Annotated in this window: 15 protein-coding genes; 8 read left to right on the forward strand and 7 right to left on the reverse strand. The window is 49.9% G+C overall.

Annotated features, from left to right (window positions below):
- The first annotated feature begins 11 nt into the window (after positions 1–11).
- The 3 genes from AC1XUF_RS01170 to AC1XUF_RS01180 all read left to right on the forward strand — a co-directional run bounded on the left by AC1XUF_RS01170 (position 12) and on the right by AC1XUF_RS01180 (position 4,936).
- Positions 12–1,334: a sugar MFS transporter gene (locus AC1XUF_RS01170; protein ID WP_483339747.1), complete on the forward strand. Its 1,323-nt coding sequence runs from the start codon at positions 12–14 to the stop codon at positions 1,332–1,334.
- Positions 1,335–1,400: 66 nt separating this feature from the next.
- Complete coding sequence (locus tag AC1XUF_RS01175) at positions 1,401–2,159, forward strand: glucosamine-6-phosphate deaminase (RefSeq protein WP_483339749.1); 759 nt, start codon at positions 1,401–1,403, stop codon at positions 2,157–2,159.
- Positions 2,160–2,206: 47 nt separating this feature from the next.
- The gene (locus AC1XUF_RS01180; protein ID WP_483339750.1) at positions 2,207–4,936 is read left to right on the forward strand and encodes a family 78 glycoside hydrolase catalytic domain; all 2,730 of its coding nucleotides are present in this window, start codon (positions 2,207–2,209) and stop codon (positions 4,934–4,936) included.
- Positions 4,937–4,975: 39 nt separating this feature from the next.
- Here AC1XUF_RS01180 and AC1XUF_RS01185 read toward each other — a convergent pair whose 3' ends face one another.
- The 6 genes from AC1XUF_RS01185 to AC1XUF_RS01210 form a co-directional block, all read right to left on the reverse strand.
- A complete protein-coding gene (locus tag AC1XUF_RS01185; protein WP_483339752.1) occupies positions 4,976–5,686 on the reverse strand; it encodes a hypothetical protein in 711 nt (236 codons plus the stop codon).
- Between the two features lie 183 nt (positions 5,687–5,869).
- The gene (locus AC1XUF_RS01190; protein WP_483339753.1) at positions 5,870–6,814 is read right to left on the reverse strand and encodes a helix-turn-helix domain-containing protein; all 945 of its coding nucleotides are present in this window, start codon (positions 6,812–6,814) and stop codon (positions 5,870–5,872) included.
- Entirely contained in the window at positions 6,811–7,737 is a 927-nt protein-coding gene (locus AC1XUF_RS01195; protein ID WP_483339754.1) for an NAD(P)H-binding protein, read from the reverse strand. The genes AC1XUF_RS01190 and AC1XUF_RS01195 overlap by 4 nt, the downstream gene beginning before the upstream one ends.
- Before the next feature lie 5 nt (positions 7,738–7,742).
- Complete coding sequence (locus tag AC1XUF_RS01200) at positions 7,743–8,633, reverse strand: SDR family oxidoreductase (protein ID WP_483339756.1); 891 nt, start codon at positions 8,631–8,633, stop codon at positions 7,743–7,745.
- Positions 8,634–8,926: 293 nt separating this feature from the next.
- Positions 8,927–9,631, reverse strand: a complete 705-nt coding sequence (locus AC1XUF_RS01205; protein ID WP_483339757.1) for a LytR/AlgR family response regulator transcription factor — start codon at positions 9,629–9,631, stop codon at positions 8,927–8,929.
- A 2-nt stretch (positions 9,632–9,633) separates the two neighbouring features.
- Positions 9,634–10,668, reverse strand: coding sequence for a sensor histidine kinase (locus tag AC1XUF_RS01210; protein ID WP_483339758.1), 1,035 nt, complete (start codon positions 10,666–10,668; stop codon positions 9,634–9,636).
- Between the two features lie 205 nt (positions 10,669–10,873).
- On the opposite strand from AC1XUF_RS01210, the gene AC1XUF_RS01215 reads away from it, so the two are divergent.
- From AC1XUF_RS01215 to AC1XUF_RS01225, 3 genes are all read left to right on the forward strand, one after another.
- Positions 10,874–11,803: an ABC transporter ATP-binding protein gene (locus AC1XUF_RS01215; RefSeq protein ID WP_483339759.1), complete on the forward strand. Its 930-nt coding sequence runs from the start codon at positions 10,874–10,876 to the stop codon at positions 11,801–11,803.
- Entirely contained in the window at positions 11,800–12,546 is a 747-nt protein-coding gene (locus AC1XUF_RS01220; RefSeq protein WP_483339760.1) for an ABC transporter permease, read from the forward strand. Before AC1XUF_RS01215 ends, AC1XUF_RS01220 begins: the two co-directional genes overlap by 4 nt.
- Positions 12,547–12,609: 63 nt before the next feature.
- Positions 12,610–13,221 carry an SDR family NAD(P)-dependent oxidoreductase gene (locus tag AC1XUF_RS01225; RefSeq protein WP_483340630.1) on the forward strand — a complete coding sequence of 204 codons (612 nt, stop codon included), beginning with the start codon at positions 12,610–12,612 and terminating at the stop codon, positions 13,219–13,221.
- 66 nt (positions 13,222–13,287) lie between these two features.
- On the opposite strand, the gene AC1XUF_RS01230 is transcribed toward AC1XUF_RS01225, so the two are convergent.
- Positions 13,288–15,699: an FtsX-like permease family protein gene (locus tag AC1XUF_RS01230; protein WP_483339761.1), complete on the reverse strand. Its 2,412-nt coding sequence runs from the start codon at positions 15,697–15,699 to the stop codon at positions 13,288–13,290.
- Positions 15,700–16,051: 352 nt separating this feature from the next.
- On the opposite strand from AC1XUF_RS01230, the gene AC1XUF_RS01235 reads away from it, so the two are divergent.
- Entirely contained in the window at positions 16,052–16,390 is a 339-nt protein-coding gene (locus tag AC1XUF_RS01235; protein WP_483339762.1) for a PadR family transcriptional regulator, read from the forward strand.
- The gene (locus AC1XUF_RS01240) at positions 16,387–19,143 is read left to right on the forward strand and encodes an ABC transporter permease (protein ID WP_483339763.1); all 2,757 of its coding nucleotides are present in this window, start codon (positions 16,387–16,389) and stop codon (positions 19,141–19,143) included. The genes AC1XUF_RS01235 and AC1XUF_RS01240 overlap by 4 nt, the downstream gene beginning before the upstream one ends.
- Positions 19,144–19,150 lie beyond the last annotated feature (7 nt).

The following is a 19,150-nucleotide window of genomic DNA, read 5'->3' on the forward strand; positions in this document are numbered from 1 at the left end:
CTGAATCCTTCATGAAAAATCAACTGGCGCTTGTCGACATTAATGAGTTGAACAGCCGTGATAAAACCATATCGCTGCTCATTATCGGCGGTCTTTTCTTTATCATTGGTTTACTTTCGTGGGTCAATGCGATCCTGATCCCTTATTTTAAAATCGCCTGTGAACTGACCTCCTTTCAGTCATATCTGGTCGCTTTTGCCTTTTACATTGCCTACCTGATCATGTCGGTGCCGGCTTCTTTGCTGCTCCGGAAATTCGGGTTCAAGAAAGGGATGATGCTGGGGTTCTGGGCGATGTCCATGGGGGCTTTCATCTTTGTTCCTGCCGCATTGACGAGGACTTACGGGCTTTTTTTAACGGGATTGTTCACGATCGGGATCGGTTTGTCGATTCTCCAGACCGCCACCAATCCATATGTCACGATCCTGGGTGCCAAGGAACGCGCGGCGCAGCGGATCAGTATGATGGGGATCTGCAACAAGGCGGCCGGCATTCTGGCCCCGCTGTTGTTTGCAGCAGTCGTGCTCAGGCCTACGGATACCGCGCTCTTTGGCCAGCTTGCTACGATGAGCGATGCCGAACGCGGAGCGGCCCTGGACGAACTGGTCAGAAGGGTGGTCACCCCTTATGCAATCATCGGTTCGCTGCTTTTTGTTTTTGGAATCCTGCTATACCTTTCGCCGCTGCCGGAAATCGATTCGGAACAGGAGTCTGCGCAGGTAGCCGCTGCAAATTCCGGGAAAACATCCATCTTCCAGTTTCCCCATCTCATCCTGGGAGCCCTGGCCATTTTCCTTCATACAGGAACGCAGATTGTTTCCATTGATACGGTGATCAGTTATGCCAACTCCATGGGGGTTGATCTGTTGGAAGCGAAGGTTTTTCCTTCTTACACGCTGTTCTGTACGATTTGCGGGTACTTGTTGGGTATTGTACTGATTCCGCGTGTGATCAGTCAGGTGAACGCGCTAAGGTTCTGTACCATTCTGGGTTTGGTGCTGACGGTCTCGATCATTTCACTGCATGGAACGATCACTTTTCTGGGGCACACGACCGACATCTCGATCTGGTTTGTAGTACTCCTCGGTTTGGCCAATTCATTGGTCTGGGCAGGAATCTGGCCTTTGGCTTTAAGCGACCTGGGCCGGTTTACCAAACTCGGTGCTTCTATCCTGATCATGGGACTTTGCGGCAATGCAGTGATGCCTCTCTTTTACGGGCACTTCGCGGATGCATATAGCCTCCGTTTGGCGTACTGGGTGCTTTTCCCCTGTTACTTATACCTGGCTTTCTATGCTTTTAAAGGCCACAAAATAAGGAGATGGTCTTTCTGAGAACCCCTCTCAAAGCCCGCCGCATTTGGAAACCAATTTATTCAGATTTTAAAATTTATTGCGAAAATGGAGGTAATCGTATCTCAGACGACAAAACAGCTGGGTATGGCTGCCGGCAAAGAAGCGGCAGCATTCATCAGAAAGGCGATTGCCCGGAAAGGCAACGCCCATATTATTCTGGCAACCGGGACAAGCCAGTTCGAAACGATCGGCCAGCTCGTCGAAGAAGAGGACATCGACTGGTCTAAGGTGGTCATGTTCCATCTTGACGAATACATGGGTATCAAAGACACGCATCGGGCCAGTTTTAGAAAGTATCTCAAAGAACGGTTTTTGAGCAAAGTCCCGGCGCTGGGGTCAGTCTATCTGATAGACGGAGAGGGGGATGCGGCCGCAGAGACAAAGCGACTGGCACGGCTCATTGAGGACCATCCTATCGACGTGGCATTGGTTGGTATTGGAGAAAACGGGCATCTGGCTTTCAATGATCCGCCGGCCGACTTCGATACGGAAGACCCCTATCTGATTGTTAATCTGGATGAAATGTGCCGTCGCCAGCAAATGGGAGAAGGGTGGTTCGAGACTTTGGATGAAGTGCCGACGCAGGCGATCAGCATGTCGGTGAGGCAGATATTAAAATCGGCGCATATCATTTGCTCGGTGCCGGATGCCCGAAAGGCCCAGGCTGTAAAAGACTGTCTGGCAAAGCCGATATCCAATGTTTATCCTGCGAGCATCCTTCGGCAGCATGCAGATTGCAAGCTGTTCCTGGATCAAAAATCGGCCGGATTGCTTCGTGACGTACAAGCGGAAAGTCGCGCGTAGCGCGGTCGCTCCTGGAATTGATTGATCGTTTAACATGAATGATTGAGATGAAGAATTTCGCCGGTATTGCCATTAAAATGATTTGGTTGTCAGTGATTTGGCCTCTTTTTTCCGTTAAGGCAGCTGCGCCTGATAAGCCCCGTAACCTGAGAAGTTTCGACAAGTATGACCCGATAGGCACTGGTAACTCACCTTATTTCGGGTGGTATTTCTCCGACCCCGACGACAACGAAATACAATCGGCCTACCAGGTTTTGGTCGCATCTTCTATGGAGATATTGGAATCTGACCAGGGGGATATCTGGGACAGCGGGAAGGTCGGGTCCAGAATGCAAAACTATGTATATGCGGAAGGGAAGCCACTTCGGTCGGCCAGTCGTTACTATTGGAAAGTGAGAACCTGGGACCGTGACGGGAACATCAGCCCGTATTCTGTTCCGGCAAACTTTGAAACAGGCCTGCTTACAAACGAGGATTGGGCGGGAGCCCGGTGGATCAAGCGGAACACGGACGAGGGTGACGATTATACTTATTTCAGGAAAAAATTCGGGTTGCGTGGTAAGACCATCAGAAAAGCAACAGCCTATGTGGCGTCCTGTCACAGTTACGAGCTGTACCTGAACGGCAGGTTGATCGGCAAAGGGTTCAACAATCATTATCCCCAGTACAGCTACTATCACGCGTGGGATATCACTTCATCCGTTTTGAGCGGTTCCGAGAACGCAATTGCATGCCTCACACACTGGTATGGGGGCGGACAGGGGAGGGCGACAGGAAGCCGGGGCTTGCTGATGAAAGTGATTATCCAGTATACTGACCTGACCACCACGGTGGTCGGCAGCGACGGTACGTGGAAACAAATGCAGGCCGCCCAGTGGGTTACAGGCCAGCCTGAGCGGAATGGCGAAGGCATTGGCCGGATTGAGATGATCGATTCCCGCAAAGCGGTCGCCAATTGGGATGCACTTAAATTTGACGATTCAGCCTGGCTGCCCGCAACCGAGATAGGTCAGCACCCGGTGGCACCCTGGACAGGGACGCTCCGGGCCGATCTGACGAGGGTGATCGAAGAGGAGATCAAACCCGTTTCAGTGACGGATCTGGGCCGGGGTAAATATGTGATCGACCTGGGGAAGATTTATCCCGGTTCATTTAAAATAGGCTTTTCGGGTGGAATTTCGGGCGATACCATCAAAATGCACGGCGGCTACGTCCTGGAAAAAGACGGTACGGTTTCCACAAAAATCAATCAGGGCACAAAACTGGGCTTTTATTTTATTCATAATGGGAAAACATCGGTTTTCAATCCCCACGTGTACCTGGGAGTCCGCTATCTGCAAATAGACCATGCGCCGAATGTGGTCCATACAGATAATGTGCGTTTTGTTAGCCGTCATTTCGAGCTGGATCCCGCACGGTCCAGTTTCAGCTCGTCGAACCCGATGCTGAACAGTGTCTGGGAACTGATGCGCCACTCGCTGATTGCCGGTGCGCAGGAAGGGTTTGTCGACACACCCACCCGCGAGAAAGGTTCATTTCTCAGTGACGGCTGGTCGCAAGCCGTGCCAGCCATGCGTGTTATGGGCGACAGGACCATGAATTTCCGCGTTTTGCATGAATTTCTGGATTCCCAGGACCAGTACTGGCCCGACGGAAGGTTGAATGCCGTTTACCCGAATGTCGACGGGGCACGGGACATTCCCGATTACACCCAGGCGTTCCTGGTCTGGATCTGGGATTACTTTATGCAGACCGGCAATATCGAATTTCTGAGGGTAAATTATCAGCGACTCAAAAAAATCGCCGACTATGTGGATACTTATCGAAATGAAAAAACCGGCCTGATCCATCTGCTAAAAGGTGGGGACGGCCTGTATGAGCACGGAATTATCGACTGGCCGGTAAGTATGCGATACGGCTACGACGTTTCTGTAGAATCGCGCACCGTCATCAATGTGTACGCTTATGCGGATTTCGATCTGATTTCGAAAATAGCGGGCTTGATTGGCAATACGGCCGACCGGGATAAGTACAGGGTGAAAGCAGAGCATATCAAAACTGCAATCAACTCCCAGCTAATCAACAACGATGGCGTGTATATCGATGGGCTGAACGCAGACAAAACACAGAGTACGCATGTATCCCAGCATGCCAACATATTCCCCCTGGCGATGGGCATTGTTCCTGCACGGAATATCGGGCCAGTGTTGGCAGAAATAAAAAGCCGGAAAATGAATGTGGGGATGATCAGCCTGCGCTGGTTACCCGAGTCGCTGGGCCAGGCGGACCAGGGCGCACATCTTATTGACCTGTACACCAATACCGAATGGGATGGCTGGGCAAAAACCGTCTTACTGGGAGGGACGGTAACGTGGGAGTCTTGGAACGCTTATTTGAACAACGACAGCATGTCGCATCCCTGGGGGGCGGTGGGCCTGCTGGCTATGCAGCAGTATATTCTGGGGTTGCAGCCGCTGACTGCCCAGCACGACCTCGTTCAGATAAAGCCACTTGAAATGGAGGGGAAGCTCTCGTCGGCACGCGGCGTATCGCCAACCGACAGGGGTGATATCAGTATTGCCTGGGAGAAAAAAGGTGCTGGTTTCTCCATGACAGTGAACATTCCAGACAATGTCACGGCGAAAATATACGTACCAAAGTGTGGGAAACCGGGAAGGTCTGTCAGGGTTGATGGGATTGAAACCGAAGGCGACGAGGAGGGAGGCTACCTTTATTTCAACCATATCGGTTCGGGTGTGCATCTACTGGAACGGTGAGAGATCCGGGGAAGCTTCTCAACGGATCTCTCTCAGCACTTACCGGTGCTGTGTATCGCCGTTGGCATCGTTTTCGTCCGTATCTACATCGGCATGTGCTTCGGCCTGATAGGTATCAGCATATTTTATTTCGTCAAGCCAGTATGCCGAACTCACAATGTCATAGGAGACAGCCGACGCGCTCCTGGAGATCACATTCAGCTGCCAAAGGATGTCCCGTGCTTCAGCAAAACGGTTTCCCTTGATCTGATCAGGAAACAGGCGCTGGATCAGGCTTCGTTCTGACATGCCGGCTGCAAGGATTCTTAAGATTGCGGGTTCTGGATTTTCATTAAAAATAGTGACGTCGCCTTCTATTTCGATGGAAAAACGGACTGCTTCCGCACGCGGAAATTTGCCGTTGAAAGCATCATAAAGCAGTTGCGTTGACCGGAAAAGATCGGGATGTAATGACAATTCGGGATATTCTTCCCAGAGCTTTTCGGTCAGGATTTCATGTGAAAGGTTTTCAATCTGCCCGTCTGTCAGCCGCCCTGCAATTGTATAATCTAAAACGATCTTTGCGGCTTCTTCAGGCTCAAAGTCGGTCAGGGACATCATGCACATTTCCTTCAGCTCGGAGTCCTTGATCTCCCCAGGGTTTTGGTAATCCATCGCGCCCAGCAGATTGACCAGATCATTTTTCTCCCAGGATCCGGGCAATTCCTGAATTTGCTCAAAGGACAGGACTTTTACTTTAAATTGACTCATTTTGCAGTTTGGTGATTTGAAAAGCTGACTATAAAGATGGTTACCGAATCACAGGAATTCGTTTCCTTACCCAGGTTATACCGTTCTCTAGTATAATCGTGCCCGGCATAGTCATATGACTTAGATATCTCGGATGAAGCAGTAGGCTCACCATACAGAAGCCTCGAAATGCAATTTGAACTTTCAATTAAAGGAATGACGGAATTCGAGCGGCGAGAGGCGGGTTTTGGTTTTGAAAAGCTTACTAAAGGATTGCAGGTGTTCAAAGCCCAGCTCGTAGGCAATCTCACTGACCGACAGGTTGGTGGTGGATAGCTTTTCCTTGGCCAGTTCGATCAGCTTGCCGTGCAGATGCTGCTGGGTGCTTTGGCCGGTCAGGGATTTGAGCAGCCCGCTCAGGTAACCCGGTGAGATATTTAAGTTTTCGGCAATGTAGGTAACGCTGGGCAGTCCTTTCACAGCAAGCGCACCGCTGTTAAAGTAATCGGTAAGCAGGTCTTCCAGTTTGGATAGGATTTCATGGCTATTGATCTTGCGGGTGATGAACTGGCGCTGGTAGAACCTCTCCGAATAGGTCAGAAGTAGTTCCAGCTGGGCAATGATCACACTTTGACTGAAGCGGTCGATATTGGCGTGGTACTCTTGCTCGATATTTTGCGCGATGGTTGTGACCATGGTTTTCTCTTTGTCTGAGACGTAAAGCGCCTCGTTAACCGAGTAATGGAAGAATTCGTATTGCCTGATGGTTTTAGCCAGCGGCGTATTCCACAAATAATCAGGATGGATCAGGATCATCCAGCCTTCGGGACGGTGCATTACGCTGCCCTTTTCAATTTCCATCCCGAAAACCTGGCCTGGTGACATAAAGAACAGTACGCCTTCATCGAAGTCGCTGGCCTGCTGGCCGTATTTAAATTTAGCATTCCTGACCCTTTTCATCGAGATCGAATAAAAATCATAGATCAAACTGAACGAGCCTTCGCTCAGCGGCCTGTTCAGGTCGTCCATATGCACCAGGCTTATGAGCGGGTGGGCGGGTTTAGGCAAGCCCGCAGCCCGGTGATATTCGGTGATCGTATGAAAATGGAAAAGCTGCTTCGTGTTCATAGCTAAGATAAAGTTCGTCATTTTTTATGGTAAGCTGCCGCAAATTCTCTGGCAAAATCAGCCAGTTTGACCTGGCCCATTTTCGGGTTGCTCCGGTGAAAGTTTTCCAGGGTCTTCCCGCTGTGCATGGCGGCCTGCATTTCCACCAGGGTCTCTGCCAGCTTTTCCGGCACCTTAGCCATCTTCAACCCCCGCAGCATTTCCTTTTCCGATAGCAGTACCCATTTTAGCCAGGGTTTGCCTACCGCGCTGCCAATGATCTTCGCCGCCTGGTTACAGGTCATTTCTTCGCTCCCTACGTAACGAATGGTTTTTTCGGCGGGCATCAAGAGCAATTCTTCAGCCACTGCATCCGCGATGTCCTTTGGCGATACGAACACGATCCGGTCTTCCCCGCCGTAATTGCCCATCAGCAGGCCCGTCTTGCCGGTCAGCAGAGCCCAAAGACCGGAGTAGCGCAGCGTCAGGAACTTACCTATGAAGCCTTTGCCTTTGATCAGGTTGATGGATTGGTAGAAGTTGGTGTAAAAGGACCCTGGGCGCATGATGGTTGTGGAGGCTTCCAGTCCATCAAATAAATGCTCCACGTTTTCGGACCTGATCAGGTCCGCTGCCCATCCACTCATCAGGACGACCCTTTTGGTACCGGCTTCTTTAAGGGCTTGCGCATAGTTTTGCGCCATCCGGTGCATATAAGCGCCCAGATCGTGCTCGGTAAAGCTCAATGGGATCATGGCATACACTGCATCGGCACCCTGGAATGTATGGGTCAAAAACCTGACATCGGAGATTGACCCGATTGCCGGTATGGCGCCCAACTTTTCAATCGCGGCCCGCTTTTGGGGGTCGCTGCTGACAACAGTTACCGCATGTCCCTGCGCGACCAATATTTCTGTCAGTGGCTTACTGATATTCCCTAAGGAACCCGTTACAATAATTTTCATCGCTTTTATTGGGTGTAAATGCCACTTTCAATATCGGCAAGTAAGGTGGAATGCGTTGGGTGCCAGTTCAGTTGCTGCTGTGTCCACTGGCTCGAAGCCGGGCAATCAATCGCGGCCATATGTGAAAACCAGCCAAAATGCTCGGCGGCTGCTTCGGGGGCAATTGAAACTACTGGTACATTCAATTGGCTGCCTATGGCCTCTGCTATCGTTTTGACCGCGATAGCTTCCTCGGCAGAACCATGGAAACGGGCGCCAGGTGTCGCATTTTCTAATGCCAGTCGGTATAAATGGGCGGCGTCCAGCCGGTGTACGGCGTTCCACCGGTTGAGCCCGTCGCCCACGTAAGCGGAAACACCTTTCTGGCGGGCTATATTCACCAAAATGGGTACAAATCCGTGCCGGTCGTCCAGGCCATGTACCGAGGGCGACAGGCGAATGGATGCAGTCCGGGCCCCAAACGCGGCTACTGCATCGGCTGCTTGTTCCGAAGCCCTGGGCCAGGCAGGATTAAAAGGTGGAATGATATCCTCGGTCGCCAGCTTTCCGGGGCTTACAAGCGCTGTACCAGAAGTGACAATAAACGGACGGTCGGAACCCGCCAGTACTTCCCCGATGGTTTCAATGGCTATTTTATCTACCCTGCAGACTTCCGGAAACCGGGTAAAATCGTGGATGAAACCCGCATGGATTACGCCGTCTGCTTTTGCCGCGCCACTGCGCAGGCTGTCCAGATCCTCCAGATCTCCCCTGTGAACTTCAGCACCGGCATCGGTCAGCTTCTGGGCTGACGCCTCCGAACGCGCCAGTCCCAATACCTGGTGGCCGGCGCCAATTAATTCCTGTACAATGGCAGTACCTATGAAGCCTGTGGCCCCTGTGACAAATACACGCATGATTGATTTTCTTTTTGTTTGGACAAATGTCGGCAGCTTTGGTCAGGAGGATTTATCCAAATCTCAGTTTGATTTAGCCGAAATCGTGGAAAGCAAACGCGGGATATGGTGGCCACCCCGGGGACGTATAAAACTGCCTTTGATGGCTGTTTAATCCAAAGTTACGTGCGCGTTTTGAAGTGTATCCTCTTCAGGGAGCCGGGATAATTCGGGGACCGGCTCCTGGTGGTAAGGGAGCCTTTGGCCTGTTTGCCGGATAGTGGCAGTAAAATGGTGCGGGCTTTGCGACGCAATCACACGCCTAATATTTTCAGGAATTCATCTTTATAGTGACCGCCTAACGGCACTTCAATTCTGCCCAGGATAATCCGGTTGCCCTTTAAGCTTGTGACTTTTGAAAGGTTGATAATAAAAGACCGGTGAACCCTGAAAAACAATTGGGCTGGCAGTTGTGTTTCAATAGATGAGAGCGGTGCGGTGCTTACAAAGTGCTCGCTGGAAGTAACAACCTTTGTGTTGTTCCGGTTGGCTTCCAGATATACAATCTGGTCGTAACTCACTTTATTGATCCTGCCTTCTGTCCGCAATAGCATGTGGCCGCCCACCGTAGGGGACGGCATCTCCTGCCTTGCATTTGTTTTGGAGCCCTGCTTTTCCAGGACGCGGTCAATGGCGATAATGAACCGCTCAATGGAGAACGGTTTCAACAGGTAGTCACAGGCAGCCAGGTCAAATGCGTCTGTCGCAAATTCCTTGTAAGCGGTCGTAAAAACCACGGAAGGCGGATTTTTCAGTGTTTTTATAAGGTCAATTCCCGACAATATCGGCATGTTAATGTCCATGAGTACGAGGTCGATCGGCAGCTGCTGTATTTTCTCCCTGGCCTCGAAGGCATCACCGCAGAGTCCTACCACCCGCAGGACAGGGAGCAATTTGCAATATTCCACTAGAATGTCCCTGGCTACCGGGGAGTCGTCGACGATTAGGCAATTGATCATGATTATTTGGCTTTCAGCCGTAGTTCCACCTGGTAGATGTCATGGTCGGTACCGGCATTGTAAAAATAATCCCCGCCATAGATCAGGTTTAACCTTTTCAGCGTATGGTGCAGGCCAATACCAGAGGAGCCCGGAAAACCGGTTTCCCGCCCGCGGTCAGTCTCGAATGAATTTTTGATCGTAAAGTGGATCCAGCCCTCTCTGACCTGCAATGTAATGGCAACGAAGATATGCGGCCTGCGCGTCGACTTGGAATATTTGAATGCATTTTCAACAAACACGATTAACAGCATAGGAGCGATCCGTGTGCTGTCTTCCGGCTTTTCTTCGAAGACAAGTTCCAGGGTCAACCTGTCACCAGTTTGTATTTTCTCAAAGTCAATGTAATTCCTAAGGTACAGCAGCTCATTTTTGAGCGGGATAAACGCTTCCCTGGTTTCGTAAACGCTATACCTGAGCAATTCGGATAGCTTAAGCAGCAAGTGAGGCACCCTTTGCTGCTGTGTAAGTGATATTCCATAGATATTATTGAGTGTATTAAAAAGGAAATGCGGGCTCAGTTGGGACAGGAGGAGCCGAAGCTCACTTTCCTTTTGCTCCCGGGCGATTTTGGCGTCAGTGACCTGCAATAAAAGTGCATGCCGCGCTAAGGCAATGGCCATACCAAAAATTACAAAGAGCACCGAAATGGGAAAGCAGATCAACAAGTTTTGCAATAAGTAATTGGCAATATCACCTTTAAACATATATGCGGCACCGGTAGCGCCGCCCAGCACCAGCGCCAGGAAAGTCGCAACCGACTTTGAAAGGGACACAGGCACCACGGATCGGTGCAACCAGGACTTTCCGTACCATCTCCCCACGTAAGTGCACGTCAGAATATAAAGGCAGCTTACCATCGCAGCAACAGCCACCTCGAGGTTTCCACTCAAAATAACTGCCAGTGAAAAGACGGACACAAAAGCCAGGCAAAAGCACAGGTGCAGCAACAACCGGGAGGTCAGTACTTTCCCAATCAAAAATTCCAGTTGTTCCATGCCCTAAATATGGACAATGAAAGCCGCTTTCGAAAACCTTCATGCCCAAAGGCGGTTTTTCAATGCCCAATTCAAGATAGGTACCGTCAAAGGGGCTGGGCATGACAAACACGTAACAAGGCAGCCTGGTTGCGGCTTATGTCCGGATCATTTTTCCATTTGGACAAAGCCGGGAATATTTGTCTGTCATTCAAAATACACGATTATGAGTCATCGAAATGAGCTTGCCATTGAAACCAGCCGTTTGTCGTTTAGGTTTTCGAAAAAACGGCCTGTTGTTAAGGAACTCAACATGCAAATTCCGAAAGGGGCCATTTATGGTTTTTTGGGCCCGAACGGCGCAGGTAAAACCACAACGATCAGGTTGCTGCTCGACCTGCTTCCCGCCAGCTCCGGGACGGTCAGGATCTTCGGCAAATCGCTTCGCGACCAGCGTAACCTGGTACTTTCCCAAACGGGCGCCCTGATTGAAACACCATCGCTGTACGAACATCTGACCGGGTTGGACAACCTGAGGGTAGCTGCAGCCCCGAGGCACATCGGGAAAAGCCGCGTACGGGAAGTACTGGAAATGGTCGGGCTGGGAAGGGAGGCAGGGAAATATGTTTGCAATTACTCGCTTGGAATGAAACAGCGGCTCGGCCTGGCCATTGCTTTGCTTTCTTCACCGGATTTGCTGATCCTGGATGAACCTACCAATGGACTCGACCCCAATGGCATCACAGAAATCAGGGGGCTTTTACGGGAGCTGAATGGGAACGACAATGTTACTGTGCTGGTATCAAGCCACTTACTTTCGGAAGTCGAGAGGCTCGTGTCCCATGTGGGCATTATTAATCATGGTCAATTGATGTTCCAGGGGCCACTGAAAGAACTGCACCAAATCGGCTCCGATAAAACCTTCATTGAGATAGATACAGATGATAACGATCGCGCCTTGAAAATTCTGACGGAACATCAAATACCCGTCGCCACTGCCGCACCATTTCTGGCAGTACGATGCGGCGATCAAGCACTCGTGGCACAGATGATCGCCTTGCTGACGACGGCAGGGCTGCGTGTCAACCGCGCTCAGCTTGTGGAAAGTACCCTCGAACAAACTTTCTTTTCACTTATAAAGGATGATCATTTATGAAATTGTTTTACACCGAGCTGATTAAACTCAAAAATACATTTGCCCTCTGGCTGACCATATTAGGCGCTCTTTTTATCCCCCTTATTTTGTTTGCTACCTACCTGTCCGATGTAAAGGCGTTTATTCCCGGGCATGGAATAAATCCGTGGGACGATTTTCTCGTGCGGACGCTAAATGGATGCTGTTTCTTTTCCGCAGGCTTTATCCTGCTGATTGTCGGTCTGATTCTCCATATTGAACATAGGGCAAATGCATGGAAGCATTTATTTACATTGCCCGCAAGCAGGGGTAGAATTTATCTGGGCAAGCTGATGGTTATTTTTACTGCAGTCCTTGTTTTCTTTACATTATACCTGTCGTTCAGTGTTGTATCGGGTGTGGCACTTGGTTATGCCGTGCCGGATCTCGCGTTTTTAAAATTCCCTGTGCCGGGCCTTTACCTTTTCCACTTCGTGACCGAGTTCTTCACTGCTATTTTGCCGATGGTTTTTTTGCAATACTGGCTATCGTTCAGGCTTAAAAACCTGATTACTTCTCTAGGTATTGGTCTGGCTGGACTGATGATTGGCTTGCTGTTAAAAAGCTGGGAATACATTATTTACCTGCCATACGCCGCCCCGTTCCGGATGCTGAACTACCGGGATTTCGACAGTCATCATCGCGTTTACCTGTTAACCGCCCTGTATACGCTGTTGCTGGTGACGCTGAGTTACCAGGATTTCACCAAAAGATTCCGTGGATAAACGGGCCTGGGTATTCTGGTAAGCCTGTTCCAGGTTTTACGGAGAAGTGCCGTCGGGCCCACCCTGGGCATGGCCCTGGATCTTGAAAACGAAGATTCTATAAAAGCTTTTGTTCAGGAGATCATGGCTGAGTTTGGAAGAATTGATGAGCTGGTCAACAACGCGGTTTCCCGCGACGGGTTCCGAAACCTGAAAGACATTGACCGTGAAAGCTGGGAAAAAGCACAGCGTACCAACTCCACCAGGCTTGTGCTCATTACTCAGGCGGTTAGCCGTGTGATGGTAACGCAGAATTCCGGTAACATTATTAATATGAGTTCTATACAAGGCGCTGTCGGGCCAAATTTCCCGGTCTATGGCAGTACGGACATGACCAGAGCGGTCAATTATACTTATGACAAATGGTGCATGGTGGGTTTTACCAAATGGCTGGCCAACTATTACGGCAAGCACCAGATACGTGCAAATTGTATCAGTCCGGGCGGCTATGGCCCTGGTGTTTCCCAAATGACCGGCAAAGAAGAATTTGTTGAAAACGACAAGCGATTGACCCCTCCCGGACGGTTCGCCGAAGAAGATGACATCAAAGGGCCGGTTGTATTTGTGGCTTCAGACGCTTCTGCCTTTATTACAGGTCAAAACCTGCTGGTCGATGGAGGTTGGACCAGTTGGTAAAGACAACTGGCCAACCTCAGAAAGGGGCTAATGCGGCACGTTACCGGGTTGGTGTCACATCAAGCATTATTCCACTTTAAGATTATCAACCGGATTGATCAGCGCCGTTTTCACGGATTGAAAGCTAATGGTAATGACTGCCAAAAACAGGGCAGACAGGCCGGCCAGCGTAAATACATCCCATGAGACCGGGATACGGTATGCAAATGAATCCAACCACTTTTCCATGACCCACCATGCCAGGGGAAGTGAGATCACAACGGCGACTGCCACGAGTTGGATGAAGTCTTTGGACAACAATAAAGTTACGCTGCTTATCGATGCGCCAAGCACCTTACGGACACCCACTTCTTTGGTCCGGAGTTTTGCCGAATATGCCGATAATCCAAACAGGCCCAGGCAGGAAATCAGGATTGCCAGGCCTGCAAACCCATTGAAAACCTGACTCATGCTATTTTCAGATGCGTAAAGTTTATCCAGGTTTTCGTCCAGGAAAGAGTAAGTGAATTTGCTGGAAGGCGAAAGGGTGTTCACCTGATCTTTCAGGAAGGCCAGCGTTTGCGGAATGTGGTTCCCCCGGACTTTAACCAGCAGGTAATTTGTCCAGAACGGATTATACTGCATCACCAATGGTTCCACTTTGGAATGAAGGGACGCGAAATTGAAGTCTTTCACCACGCCCACCACAGTGCCAGTGTCTGCGCCGGTCACAAACGGTTCTCCCACCGGATTTTTTAGTCGATAGGCTTTTACCGCAGCTTCGTTCAAAATGAATTCGTGATTTTTAACTTTAGGGAACTGGTTGCGAAAACCTCTCCCTTCTTTCAGCCTGATACCCAGCGTGGAAAATATCTTTTCATCTGACCAAAAGACCCTGGAACCATCGGGGATACTTTCGCTGGGTCTGTGCAAGGGCGACGCGGGATAGTTGCCGAAACGCTCACCGGGCATGTTCGAGGCGATCGCAAAGTTGGAAATGGCAGCATTTTTTGCCATTTCATCTGTCAGTGCACCGTACTTTTCCCACATCTGATCGTACATCGTGACACTGATAATCTGGTCCTTGTCGAAACCCAGGTCCCGGTTGTGAAACAGCTGCAATTGGCGATACACGATAATCGTGCTGAAAATCATAAATACCGACACCGCAAATTGAAATATGATCAAGCCCTTCCTGACTACATTGACACCCTGCCCGAGCCCTTTTTTACCCTTTAGAGCTGCCACAGGGTTGAAACGCGCCACAAACCAGGCAGGGTAGAGGCCGGCCAGAAATGCCACAACAAACATCATCACTACAGGAATAGCCAGGTTTGGCAAGGCCACGATGTCCGAGAAAATGAAACCGTCGGAAGCCAGATTGGTGTAAAAAGGGAGGCTTAATTTGAACAGCACCCCCGACAGGAAACTTGCCAGGAGGGTGACCAGGAAAGATTCACTCAAAAACTGGCGGATCAGCTGTTGCCTGGTAGCGCCTACTACCTTACGGAGCCCAATCTCTTTCATCCGGTTGAAAGCCAGCGCCGTCGAAATATTAATAAAATTGACGGTAGCAACGAGAAGAATAAACAAGGCGGCAATTGCGAAAATATAGACGTAGGTAATATCGCTGTTTGCAGACATTTCTTTCTCCAGCTTGGAATGCAGGTGAATGTCCTTGATCGGCTGTAAATGGAGCTGTCGGGTTGCGAGGATTGTCTTTTTAGATTCTCCCAGCGGCGCATAAAACCGGGTGGCAAATAATGGTAATCCGGCCTCCAGTTTTTCTTTGGAAGCACCTTTTCGAAGCATGACATAATGATAGAACCCCGACCAGTCGACTTTTTCAAGCGTCTTTTTGTCCATGTAGTGATCAATCGTCGGAATAGAAACCAGATAGTCAAAATGCAGATGGGTTGGAAAGTCAAACGCTTTCACAACGCCTGTTACTTTCAGCGGTAATTTGTTGCGGTCGTCCACGATGATCTTACCCAACGGATCCGACTTTCCAAAGTACTTGGCAGCCATTTCCTGCGTGAGGATGATCGAATTCGTTTCGTTAAGTGCTGTTCGCGAGTTTCCACGTAAAAACGCCAGATCAAACATGGTGATCACATCTGAATTCGCAAAAAAACCGCCCTTTTCTTCAAACCGTTTGACCTCCCCTTTCGGTCCGGCATAGCTTAGGAGCTGATAGGGGTATAATTTGTGAAGGCGCACACTCTGCTCAATCTGGGTGAACTGGCGTTGCAACGACGGCCCCAGCGGCGGAGGGGTGGCAGCCCAATGACGGCTGTCTTCTCCCTTGCTTTCGAATGTGACGCGGTATATACGGTCGGCCTTTGAAAAGCCCTTGTCGTAGCTTAACTCGTGCTTAATGTGGAAAACAATAACGAGTGCGCCCGCTATGCCAATAGCTAGCCCAAAAATGTTAATGAGCGAAAACGTCTTGTTATTCCACAGGTTACGCCAGGCAATCTTGATGTAGTTTTGGAGCATCGCAATATCTTTGATCAGGTGAAGAAAAGTCTTGTTTGTAAGAAAGCAAAAAAGATGCCAAAAATGTAAAATGGCTGTTTTTCAGCAAGATGTGCGTTGTTTTTTTGTAAAAAACGTTCGATTTCGTACAAAACGTTTTGAACCTGGACAGATCGGTCTTTCAGATTTATTTCTGTTACCCAACCTTGGCATGTATTTCGAGAGCCACTGTCCAGGATTGGACAATAGTTTGTCCGTTTCTGGACATCACTTTTACCATTAACAAGCTTTTTTTGGCCCGGAGGCACATTTCGTATGCTGGCACCAGATTTGATTTAAAATATTGTATCTAATCAGGCAAGCAGAAACGCTCATGAAAAAGACTATTCTGGGAGAGTTAGAAGAGCTGGTGTTACTGGTGGTGGCGGCCAGTACCGGGGAGGTGTATGGTGTGCCCGTTATGGAGCAGCTCCAACTCCAGACCGGCCGGAGCTTCACCGTCAGTGCGGTGCACACCACCTTGTACCGGCTCGAAGAAAAAGGGTTCCTGTCGTCCTCGGTGGGCGGGGCTACTACCGAGCGGGGAGGGCGGCGTAAGCGGCTGTTTGCCCTGACAGCGGCCGGTGGGAGGGTATTGCTGGAAATTCAGCAGATGCGACAACAGCTCTGGCAGTCCATTCCTGAGGGAAAATTTGAGTTACTCGGACTATGAGAACGCAACATAACCCGGGCGGGCCCTCCGGTTTGGGTCCTCAATCTCCTCGCTGGGCCGACCGCCTGCTGGAATGGTTCGTAGCCCCGCACCTACTGGAGTATGTGCAGGGAGATTTGCAGGAAGTATTTCACAAGCGCGTCGAGCAGGTCGGTCTGGCCCGTGCCCGGCGCGAATATGGCTGGGAGGTGCTGTACTGCCTGACCCCATTTTTTCTCAGGCAGCCCCGGTACGGTAGGTATGCCGAGCTTGGCCCCGCGGGCACGAGGTCACGTGGTGCCTCCAAACCCATTTTCAAACATCGTCAACCCGCACCAATGGACATGCTGCAGAACTATTTCAAAATCGCTTTCCGTAACCTTGGCAAAAACAAGGGTTACTCTTTCATCAACATTTCGGGGCTCGCGATCGGCATGGCCGTGACGATGCTCATCGGGCTCTGGGTTTACGACGAAATTTCGTTCAACCATTATCACCAAAATTATGATTCTATTGCGCAGGTAAGGAGGTTGTATACAGACCCCAATATCCAGAAAACGGACGGGACAGACGCTCAGCAATTGCCGATGGGGGCTGTTCTGAAAAGTAATTACCACCAATATTTCAAACATATTTTGATGGCCTGGTGGGTTGGGGAGTACACGCTTTCCACTGGGGATAAGAAAATGCCGAAAAAGGGTGAGTTTATTGAAGCAGGTGCTTTGGAAATGCTTTCGCTGAAAATGCTCAAAGGAAACTACGCATCGCTGAATGAGCTTCATTCGATTGTGTTGTCAAAATCGGCGGCGGATGCCATTTTCGGCCAGGAAGACCCGGTCAATAAGAGCCTGAAAATTGATAACCGTATCGACGTGGTCGTGACAGGCGTATATGAGGACATACCCCGGAATAACCGTTTCAGCGAAGTTCAGTTTTTTTCGCCCTGGGATCTCTGGGTTGCTTCCAATGATTGGATCAAAGAAAATGAGAACAGCTGGGGCAACAGTTCGTTCGGTATTTACGTGCAGCTGCAGCCCCATGTTTCCATGGAAACGGCCAATGCCCGGTTGAAGGATTTCTATCAGAAAAGCACACCCAAAGACGTGGCTGAGCGGGCATCAAAATACAAGTACGAAGTTTTTTTGTACCCGATGAAGGAGTGGCATCTGTATTCGGACATGAAAAATGGAAGGCCAGCCGGCGGGCGCATCACGTTTGTCTGGCTTTTTGGTATCGTCGGCATTTTTGTATTGCTTCTGGCATGTATCAACTTCGTGAACTTGAGTACCGCGAGGAGCGAAAAGCGGGCGAAGGAGATAGGTGTTCGAAAAGCCATCGGCTCGCTGAAGAACCAGCTTGTGCAACAATTCCTGAGTGAATCGTTCCTGGTGGTTTTGTTGTCGTTTGTGTTTTCAATACTGCTGATTTTAATCGCCCTTTCCTGGTTTAACCAGGTGGCGGACAAAGATTTAAACCTCCCATTTTCAAACCCGATTTTTTGGATAATCAGCGTGGCGTTTATCGTCGTTACCGCCTTTTTAGCTGGTGCTTACCCTGCCTTTTATTTGTCCGCTTTTCAGCCGGTAAAGGTTTTGAAGGGTACCATTCGTTTGGGACGCTTTGCGGCTTTGCCCCGAAAAATCCTGGTCGTTGTCCAGTTTGTTGTTTCCATTGTTTTAATAATCGGCACCATCGTCGTCTATAAACAAATTCAATTTGCGCAGGACCGGCCCGTAGGCTATCATCGGGAAGGCCTGATCACAGTTCCCAAAAATGATCCCAATTATGTGGGTAAACTGGACGCATTGCGATCCGATTTGCTGAACACAGGTATGGTAAGCAGTATGGAGCTATCGTCGAGCCCCCTTACAGCGATTTGGAATAACATGGGTGGTTTCAGTTGGAAGGGAAAAGACCCCGAGCTGGCCGATGATTTTGCTATTACGGATGTGTCGTACGACTTTGGGAAGGCGGTGGGATGGCAGGTTATTGCAGGCCGGGATTTTTCCAAAGAGTTTGTTACCGACAGTACTAAAATGATCATCAATGAATCGGCGGCCAGATACCTGGGGTTGAAGAACCGCGAAAGCGGAACGACCGTCGGAGAATTTGTGACTTTTTATGATGGCAAAACATCCCGGCAAATTATTGGCGTGGTTAAGGATATGGTCAGAAACTCGCCCTATGAGCCTGAAAAGAGGGCTTTTTTCTTCCTGGATGCTGACTATGCGGCTGCCAGCCAGATCATCATAAAAATCAAACCGACCGTCAGCGCTTCCCGTGCCCTGCCAACAATCGAATCGGTTTTCAAGAAAGTAGTTCCTACGGCAGCATTCGATTACAAATTTGTCGATGAAGAATATGCTAAAAAGTTCAGCACCGAGGAACGGATCAGCAAGCTGGCCTCGTTTTTTGCAACGCTGGCCATTTTCATCAGCTGCCTGGGCCTGTTCGGACTGGCGTCCTTCGTCGCCGAGCAACGTACCAAAGAGATTGGTGTCCGTAAAGTGATGGGTGCTTCGGTGCTGAACCTTTGGGGTCTGCTGTCCAAAGACTTCGTGTTCCTGGTTGTGATTGCAATGGGGATCGCTATTCCGGCAGCCTGGTACGTTTTAACCGGCTGGCTCAACAACTATTCATACCGCACGGACATCTCCTGGTGGATTTTTGCAGTATCCGGGGGAGGGGCCCTGCTGGTTACCCTGCTGACGGTCAGTTTCCAGAGCATCAAAGCCGCTTTGATAAATCCGGTCAGAAGTTTACGTTCGGAGTAAGATGAAT

The sequence above is a fragment of the Dyadobacter sp. HNCC25DJ185 genome, from assembly GCF_056895195.1.